The 7,638-nt window shown below is 66.8% G+C and carries 4 protein-coding genes and 1 pseudogene; 2 read left to right on the forward strand and 3 right to left on the reverse strand.

Annotated elements, in window-relative coordinates:
- Nucleotides 1-185: 185 nt before the first annotated feature.
- On the reverse strand, nt 186-2,924 hold the full coding sequence (gene topA, locus LQ144_RS22420) for a type I DNA topoisomerase (protein ID WP_230121455.1): 2,739 nt from the start codon (nt 2,922-2,924) through the stop codon (nt 186-188).
- 126 nt (nt 2,925-3,050) lie between these two features.
- Nucleotides 3,051-3,746, reverse strand: a complete 696-nt coding sequence (locus LQ144_RS22425; protein WP_230121456.1) for a winged helix-turn-helix domain-containing protein — start codon at nt 3,744-3,746, stop codon at nt 3,051-3,053.
- Nucleotides 3,747-3,993: 247 nt separating this feature from the next.
- Here LQ144_RS22425 and LQ144_RS22430 point away from each other — a divergent pair.
- Nucleotides 3,994-5,133 (forward strand): annotated as a pseudogene (locus LQ144_RS22430) (MFS transporter); the annotation flags it as partial.
- A gap of 93 nt (nt 5,134-5,226) precedes the next feature.
- Here the strand turns inward: LQ144_RS22430 and LQ144_RS22435 are convergent.
- Entirely contained in the window at nt 5,227-6,864 is a 1,638-nt protein-coding gene (locus tag LQ144_RS22435; RefSeq protein WP_230121457.1) for a methyltransferase, read from the reverse strand.
- A gap of 42 nt (nt 6,865-6,906) precedes the next feature.
- Between LQ144_RS22435 and LQ144_RS22440 the strand changes: the two genes are divergently transcribed.
- Nucleotides 6,907-7,467 (forward strand): hypothetical protein, encoded by a 561-nt coding sequence (locus LQ144_RS22440; RefSeq protein ID WP_230121458.1) that lies wholly within the window; start codon nt 6,907-6,909, stop codon nt 7,465-7,467.
- Nucleotides 7,468-7,638: the final 171 nt, after the last annotated feature.

Here is a 7,638-nt window from a genome sequence, read left to right on the forward strand (position 1 = left end):
TGCAGGGCCTGAGCCGCTGATGGCCGAGAGGGCATCCACCTGCTCCTCAGGAATTTCGACGACGGTGCCCACCGCCGGTCGAGCGCGTCGAGACCCAGGTTTCGCTCCCCACCCGCACCCTAACCTCGCAAGCTCGGTCAGGGAACCCTGCGGTCGTGGCCCCAAGCTCAACCGGCGGCCAGGCGTTACTTCTTCGCTGTCGCCTTCTTGGCCGGAGCCTTGCGTGTGGTGGTGGTCCGTTTGACCGGGCCCTTGGCCCGCTTTTCGGCCAAAAGCTCGACGGCGCGTTCCCGAGTGAGTTCCTCCAGTGAGGTGCTTCGGGGCACGGTGATGTTGGTGACGCCGTCAGTGATATACGGGCCGAAACGGCCTTCCTTCACCACGATGTTCTTCTCCGAGACCGGGTCCGGGCCGAACTCCGCCAGCGGCGGCACGGCCGCGCGTGCACCGCGCTGCTTCGGCTGCGAGTAGATCTCCAGAGCCTGTTCCAGTGTGATGGTGAAGATTTCCTCTTCAGAGCCGATGGACCGTGAGTCCGTTCCCTTCTTCAGGTACGGGCCGAAGCGGCCGTTCTGTACGGTGATCGGATTTCCTTCGGCATCCTGGCCCAGGACCCGCGGAAGGCTCATGAGCTGAAGAGCCTCATCGAGGGTGATGGTGTCAACGGTCATGGACGCGAACAGCGAACCGGTACGCGGCTTGGCCTTCACAGGCTTCTTCGGCGGTTTGGGCTTGCCGTTCTTGTAGTATTCCACCGGCTGGTTGGCCAGCTGCTCTTCCGTCATCTCCGGAATGACCTCGGTGACGTAGGCGCCGTAGCGGCCGTTCTTAGCCACAACGGTGTGTCCCGTGTGAGGATCGGCGCCGAGGACCCGCTCCTCGGGAGCCGCGGTCTCCATCAGCTCAATGGCCTTGGCAGCGGTGAGCTCGTCCGGGGCCAGGTCTTCGGGGACGTTGGCACGGGCGGACTCGACGACTTCGCCGGTCTTGGGGTCAACCGTGGGCACGGAGCTTTCGAGGTAAGGCCCGAACTTGCCGACGCGCAGCGTGATGCCCTCGGCGATGGGCACCGAGTTGATTTCACGGGCGTCAATTTCGCCAAGGTTGTTCACGATGCTCAACAGGCCGGGGTCGGCGTCTTCACCGTAGTAGAAGTGCTTTAGCCAGGCTGCGCCGACGGCCTGGCCGTTGGCGATCTTATCCAGGTCGCCTTCCATGTCCGCCGTGAACTCATAGTCCACGTAGTCGTGGAAGTGCTGTTCAAGCAAACGGATCACCGAGAACGCGATCCAGCTGGGAACCAGGGCAGACCCCTGCTTCCGCACGTAGCCGCGGTCCTGGATGGTGGAGATCGTGGAGGCGTACGTGGACGGGCGCCCGATGCCCTTCTTTTCCAGCTCCGCAGTCAGCGACGCTTCGGTGAAGCGCGGCGGCGGCGAGGTTTCGTGGCCTACGGCCAGGATTTCCGACGCGGTGAGGGCGTCGCCCTTGGCCACGTTCGGCAGGCGGCGTGCTTCCTCGGACTCGTCGTCTCCGCGGCTTTCGTCCTTGCCTTCCTCGTAGGCGGCGAGGAAGCCGGGGAAGGTGATGACGGTGCCGGACGCCGAGAACTCGGCGTCGCGGCCTTCGGCCGCGCCACTTACAGCCACCGCACCAAGCCGGATGGTGGCCGTGGAGCCCTTGGCGTCGCCCATCTGGGAGGCGACGGTGCGCTTCCAGATGAGCTCGTAGAGCCGGAATTCGTCGCCGGAGAGCTGCTTGGCTACCTGCGCCGGCGTGCGGAACGAGTCACCGGCGGGGCGGATGGCCTCGTGGGCTTCCTGCGCGTTGGCCGCCTTGCTGGTGTAGACGCGCGGTGACTGCGGAATGTACTCGGGGCCGTACAGCTCGGAGGCCTGGCGGCGCGCGGCCGTAACGGCTTCGTCGCTCAGCGCCGAGGAGTCGGTACGCATATAGGTGATGTAGCCGTTTTCGTACAGGCGCTGGGCGATCTGCATGGTGCTCTTGGAGGAGAACCGGAGCTTGCGCCCGGCTTCCTGCTGGAGCGTGGAGGTCGTGAACGGGGCCGCGGGACGGCGGGTGTACGGCTTCGTGTCAAGCGAGCGGACACGGAATTCGGCGTTCTGGAGCCCGGCCGCGAGCGACGTGGCGAGTTCCTCGTTGAGGTGGGCGGCATTGCGCGAGGTGAGTTCGCCGGCGTCGTTAAAGTCCCGGCCGGTGGCAACCTTGGCGCCGTCAACCGCGGCGAGCTTGGCTTTGAACGAGCCGGAGTCCGCGCCGAACTGGCCGGTCAGGTCCCAGTAGGACGCCGACTTGAAGGCCATGCGTTCCCGTTCACGGTCAACCACCATGCGGGTCACCACGGACTGCACGCGCCCGGCGGACAGCCCGCGGGCCACCTTGCGCCACAGCACCGGGGAGATCTCGTAGCCGTAAAGGCGGTCCAGGATGCGGCGGGTCTCCTGGGCATCAACCAGCGCGGCGTCGACGTCGCGCAGGTTGTCCATGGCGCGGTGGATCGCTTCCTTGGTGATTTCGCCGAAGGTCATCCGGTACACCGGGACCTTGGGTTTGAGGACCTCCAGCAGGTGCCACGCGATGGCTTCGCCCTCGCGGTCCCCATCGGTTGCGAGATAGAGAGCGTCGGCGTCCTTGAGCTGGGCCTTGAGTTCGGCCACCTTTTTCTTCTTGTCCGGAGACACCACGTAGTACGGCTTGAATCCGTTTTCGACGTCGACGGCGAACTTGCCCACGGAGGTCTTCTTCAGTTCTGCCGGGAGTTCGGAAGGCTGCGGCAGGTCGCGGATGTGACCGATGGAGGCCTCTACGATGAAGCCCTCGCCCAGGTACTTGGCGATGGTCTTGCTCTTGGCCGGAGACTCCACGATCACGAGTTTCTTGCCGGTTTTGGCCTTGCTTGGCACAGTGCTCCTACAGAAAAAGGTTGCTCGGGCAGATGAGCCCATATTGGCCTAGTTCACCATATTTTGCAGAATCATGCGCTGTCATGTGGAAAACACGTGGCCGCTGTCACTGCCAAGCAAACCTAATTAACCGCCGGCGGCGGCACCATCGCGGCCACTTCCCGACGGGGACCGGTCGTCCGGAATCATGGACCACATGGTGGCAATCCGCTCGGCCCCGGGCGGAACGTCATTGGGGTCCTCAAGCTCGTAGTCGCGCAGCAGTTCAAAGACCTTTTCGGTGAGTTCACGGCGCTGTCCGGGCGTCAGGTATAAAAGGTCAGTGGCCAGCACCACCGCCATCGAAGGCTCGGCGGACTCGCCGCTGTTCCGCTGCTCGTCCCGGGTCCTGGCGTATGCGTTGGCGCGGCGGCGGAATGCCTGCAGTTCGAGGTCGACCACGGCGAAGTCGGGGCTGGCCACCCCGCCGCCCGAGTTGATGGTGAAGTCGCTGCCGGCCGCCTTCCAGCGCCGTTCGCGCGCATCCCCCGCGGTCTCCGCCGGCACCACGATCCCCCACTTTTGCAACGCCCTCAGGTGGTAGCTCATCGCACTCGGCGTGAGGCCAGTCTGCTGCGCAAGCTCGGTGGCCGTGCGGCTGGACTGGGTGGAGTACAGCTCCGAAATGACTTCCAGCCGGGCAGCATGGGCCAACGCCCGGATTGCCTTGGGGTCGGTGATCTCCACTTTCTTTTCCGGGCGGGGCCTGCGCTTAGGATGCTTCTCCTCGGCGGGGGAAGTCGTCTTGTTGGCGGGCTCCGCCGAGGGCGTGTCTGTACTCACCCTCCAAGTCTAGCCAGCACGGTCAGGTTATGAAAGAAATGCTTGACATCACTAATCCTGAAAGAGTACTTTCACAGTTATGAAAGAAACCCTTCATAGCTCGCCGGATGCGGCTGATGCTTCTCGTGCTGAGGGTGCGCCTGCCACGGCTTCCTCCGCGGCCCCTTCCCCGGCTGATTCTTCTGCGTCGGCTGCGCAGGCCCTCTGGCGCAACCGTGACTTCGTGATCGCGAGCAGCGCGCGGTTCATGGCAACGGCAGGCATGGGCGCCGTCGTCGTTTCGGTCATGCTGCATCTTCAGGAGACGGCGGCGAGCGGGAGCGCTCCTGTTCCCGGCCCGTGGCTCGTGGCCGGCTATCTTCTGTGCTCGGCACTGCCGCTCGTGATCCTTGCCCCGTGGACGGGGCGCCTGGCAGACACGAAGGACTCAAGAACGCTGGCGGTTGGGTCATCGGTGGTCAGCGCGGTGGCAGTGGCGGTTATGGGCGTCGGAATGGAGTCTTCCGACATCCGCATCCCCGTGCTGTTCGCCATGACTTTCCTGCTAGATGCGGCCCAAGCGGTGGCTGGGCCCACCTGGCAGGCGCTGTTGCCCCGGATCGTCGGGGAGGACCGGACGCCTCGGGCACTGGGCACGATGCAGGCGACGATGATGATTGCCGGGATGGCGGGCCCGGCCGCGGGCGGGCTGCTGAGCGGCTGGGGAGGCACCGGGCTGGTCTTCGCTGTGGCGAGCGGCTGTTACGTGGCCATGGGCGCGGGCGCGGCCCTGGTAGGAACGAGGAGGGCAGGTGCCGTTGAGCAGGCCGGCAGGGCGAAACCTGCGCTCCTTGACGGGTACCGGTTCATCCGCAGGGACAGCCTCGTTTGGGCGCTGGTGCTGGGTGCCCTCTTCTACATCACGGTGGGCGAGGCAACCAATGTCCTGGAGGTGTTCCTGGCCCGCGCCGAACTCGGCGCCACGGAAACCCAGTACGGCCTGCTGGCAGCCGCATTCGGATTGGGCATGGCGGCGGGAGCCGCCCTGGCCGGCCGTATCCGCACCGAAGGGTCGAGGCTGCGGATACTGCTGGCGGCCATGGTCCTGACATCGGTGTTCCTCGGGATCATGGGGCTCGCTCCGGACGTCCTCTGGCTGTTTGCGGCCTACACAGCCATGGGCCTGGCCTGCGGCGCGTTGAATGCCTGCTTCGCCGCCATCACCATCCTGCGCGTTCCGGAGAGCGGCCGGGGGCAGGCTATGGCCATCGTGGGCGGCCTGACCCGGGCGGTGTCCATCGCCGCGCTGGCACTGGGCGGACTGCTCGGGGCCGTGGTCCCGATCCGGGCCAGCTTCCTCGTCACGGGCGCAGCGGGCGTCGCCGTTGCGTTGGCGCTGGCGGCCTACGTCCTGCCCCGCTTCGGCGGCAAAGGCGCCGCACCCGGCGCACTACCGGACGGTGCGGCGGGCGGTGCAGCACCGGGCGTGCCACCGTCCGGGCTAGAACCCCTCCAGGGGAAGCAGGAAACCGTCGCGGACCAGGTTCGCCACGTCGGTGAGCAGCCGAGCCCGGAAGGCATCGCCGTCGAATCCCTCGTGCCCGCCCAGCAGGGCCTCAAGGGCGCCGATGATCTGCCCGGCGGAGAGGTCGCCGTCGCACGCTGAGACGAAGCCGGCAAGTTCGGTGCTCAGCAGGTTGGTCCGCCGGAGCCCGGCACCCTGGCGCAGGAGGATGACGCCAGGGTGCTCGGCGCCCGGTCTCTGGTGGCGTTCTTCGGTGACGTCGTCCGCCACCACGAGGTGCGCGGCGGAGATTTCGTTGGCTGCCAGCCAGTCGGCGCGGCCGACGGCGGCACCCAGGTGGGGCCCCACCGGCTGCTCGATCGGATACGTGATCTCCTCGAACCGATAGACCCTGCGCGTGCCGGCAGCAGGCCGCCGGAGCCAGATCATTCCGAAGCCCACCCCGTCCACGTTCCGCGACGCGAAGTCGTCCAGGTAGGCGGCGTAGGCGACCTGGTAGTGCTTCCGGTCGCGGTTTTCCGAGGCATCCTGCAGCCAGGTTTCGGCGTACTGCTCCGGCCCCACCTGCTCGCGCTGGATGAACCACACGTCAGTGTCCGGGCTGGTCCAGCTTTGCGGCCGTTCCTCCCATGACTTCCCCGCCGTGATCTCCCAGTTGCCCAAAAGCTGGGCTGTTCCGCCTGGCGCCAGCACGTCCGGCAGGGAACTGACCAGTGACGCCACGATGTCGTCCCCCGGCAGGCCGCCGTCGCGGTAGGTGAACTGGTCTCCGGCGGCCTCTCCGGTGGTCCTCGGCGTGATGACGAAGGGCGGGTTGGACACCACGACGTCGAACAGCTCTCCGGCCACCGGCTCCAGCAGCGACCCACGAAGCAGGCTTACCCGGTCCTCCGGCCGCGCCGGGTCCACGTGGAGGGCATCAGCGTTGAGCAGGATATTGAAGCGTGTGAAGGCCAGGGCGCGCTCCGAGATGTCGGTGGCGGTGACGTGCTCACTGTGGTGCAGCAGGTGGAAGGTCTGGATGCCGCAGCCCGTTCCCAGGTCCAGGGCCTTGGCCGCGTGGCGCCGGATGGTGGTTTGCACCAGCGTGGTGGAGGCCTGCCCGATGCCCAGGACGTGGTCGTGCCGGAGCACGCCGGGGCGCTGGTGCGCGGCGAGGTCGCTGGCCACCCAGAGTTCCGCCCCGCCGCTGCCGTCCTCATTCGAGTCCCAGCCGTACGGCCGGAGATCCGCCGCAGCCGAAACCACGGCCGCCGCAGCCTCCGCAGCCTCCGCCAGCCCGAGCGCTACCAGACCCTCCGTCCGGGTCCGCGGGAGGGCGGCGTCGAGTACCTTAACGTCCTGCGGAACGGCCAGCAGCCAGAAACGCACGACGGCGGCGAGCGCCGCGGTGCGCGGCTCGCCCTGGGCAGCTGCTTCGGTGACGATCAGCGCGGGGATGAGCTGGTCCCGGTTCAGGGCCGTGTACGCGGACGGGCCCAGCAGTTCGGCCACACCGTCCACCGTGTAACCAACTTCACGCAGGTCCGCGGCGAGTGCGTTCAGGAGGTCGGGGCGGTCGCTGCGGGGAGCGTCGGGAGTGTTGCCGGCGGTGAAGGGCTTGGATTCGGTCACCGGGCCAGTCTATTTGTCGGAACGGAAGACTAGAGTGGGGCCATGTTCGGCACCCAGGCAACGGCGGCTGATCCAGGATGGCTTCAGTACGTGGCGGCATTCACTCCGCTCAGCACGTTGGTGGCGGCTGCCATCGCCGGCTGGATCGGCTGGCGGACGCTCGCCCAGCGGCGTGAAGCGGACCGCCGGGACCAGTGGTGGCAGCGCACCCAGTGGGCTATCGATCTAGCGATGGACCGCGATTTCAGCAGGGCCGTCGTAGGCCTCATTGCGCTCAAACACTTGGCCGGCAGCGATCTGTGCACCCCGGAGGACTACGAGATGCTGGACAAGATCGGCGGTGCCAAGATCGATGCGCTCACCCTGTCGGAAAAGGCCGCTGAGCGGGAGGAGCAGAATGCGCCAGCTGGCCACGGCCCCGCGACGCCACCTTCGGAACCGGGCTCCTCGGAGCGAGCTCCGTCCGCACGGGCTGAACTGATCCCCGTCCGTCTTGAGTCCCGGGACGAGCAGGTCTTTGCCAGCTCGGCCGGCATGGCAGAGGCGCTGCGGGAGGCAGACAGACTTGTCTCTTTTGTGGCACCGCGGCACTCCGGCCACTGACGGGGACAGCCGGCCCGCGAACCTGACGGCGGCCCGCGGGCGTACCATAGCCGTATGCAACTGCAGCAGCGATTTATCAGCCCTCGGCCGCTTTCCGGCCGCACGGGCTTCCTGTCGCGCGACTAACTGCAGCAGCCGGGGTCCGTCCGGTGCAGCGGCTGAGGGTGAATC

The organism is Arthrobacter sp. Bi83 (assembly GCF_918698095.1).
Taxonomy (GTDB): domain Bacteria; phylum Actinomycetota; class Actinomycetes; order Actinomycetales; family Micrococcaceae; genus Arthrobacter.